The organism is Protofrankia sp. CiP1_Cm_nod4, from assembly GCF_982290645.1.
The window spans coordinates 21503-22602 of sequence record NZ_CEVIVC010000081.1; the positions used below are offsets into that span (position 1 = coordinate 21503).

The 1100-nt window shown below is 77.0% G+C and carries 1 protein-coding gene; it reads left to right on the plus strand.

Annotated elements, in window-relative coordinates; translation table 11 throughout:
- Window positions 1-330: hypothetical protein (locus AC5LSR_RS15700; RefSeq protein ID WP_493468624.1), on the plus strand; the 330-nt coding region annotated here is incomplete at its 5' end.
- Window positions 331-1100 lie beyond the last annotated feature (770 nt).

Sequence of the window (1100 nt, forward strand, 5' to 3'; positions counted from 1 at the left end):
GGCACGGACCCGATCCTCGACAGCGTCGCGGTCATCTCCGACAGCGGTTGTCCCAGCACCCCGGGTGGCACGGTTGGAGGCGACGGCATATTGTCACGCGACGTCCTTGGCCGTACGGCGTCAGTGACCCTCGGCACGATATCGGTGCGTTCCACCGGCCCGGCGGCGGAGGACGCCGCGGCAGGGTCCGCGAAGGCCGCCTCGCCTGGCAGGCCGCCCCCGGGCGTCCTGGCTCCGGACATCGCCGACGGTGGCCGGGGGGCGGTACGTGAATGCGTCCGGGCGGGAGCGGGCGGCTCAGCCCTGGTGGCCGCGGCCTGGCCCCGGTAGGCGGGCGGGAGAAGCACGGCCCGGTCGTTGCCGCCGCCCGCTCTCCCGGCGGCCGGCCGGGGTGCGCCAGGAGCGGACGGCGCGCCGTCGTTCACGCCGGCACCGCGGACGAGGGCCCGAGCGGCCCCGGAACCGGGATATCCGCCCGCTCCGTAGCCGTTCGGAACCGGGCTGCCGGCTGGGGTGGCCGGGCCCCCGTCCAGGGGGCCGCCCCGGTCGGGAGGCAGCGGGTTCGGCCCGGCAGGGGACAGCCGTCCGCGGCCGTGGGGCTGTGCCGCCCGGAACGGGTCGCCCGTCAGGTAGGAAGTCGATCCGTCCCCCGGCCCGGCGCTGTCCGGCTGGCGGGGCAGGAGCTCACGATCATTTCCCATGAGCGACGGGTAACCGGCCTGATGGCCTGTCGGCCCGTAACCGTTCGGACGACCGCTTCCGTAACGGTCCCCGAAACCGCCGGAGCCCGGCGCGCCGTTACCGGTGGAGCCGGGGCCGCCGTACCCGGCCGGGCCACGGGCCGGTGCCGGGCCTGCGCTCCCCCCGAAACCGCCGTCCGGCGGCATACCCACCGGCGGTAGGGATGCCGGTGGTACCGCCGCAGGTGGCAGGGATGCCGGTGGTACGGCAGCCCGGGGCATGGCGGCCGGGAGCACCCGGCCGGGCGGTGGCTGCGCGCCACCGGGCCGACGGTCGTCCGGCCGCCCGGTGGCGCCCGTGTCGAACAGGCGCTGGCCGGGCTGGCCAGCAGCGAAAAAAGAGCTGCCCGCGGGCGGGGG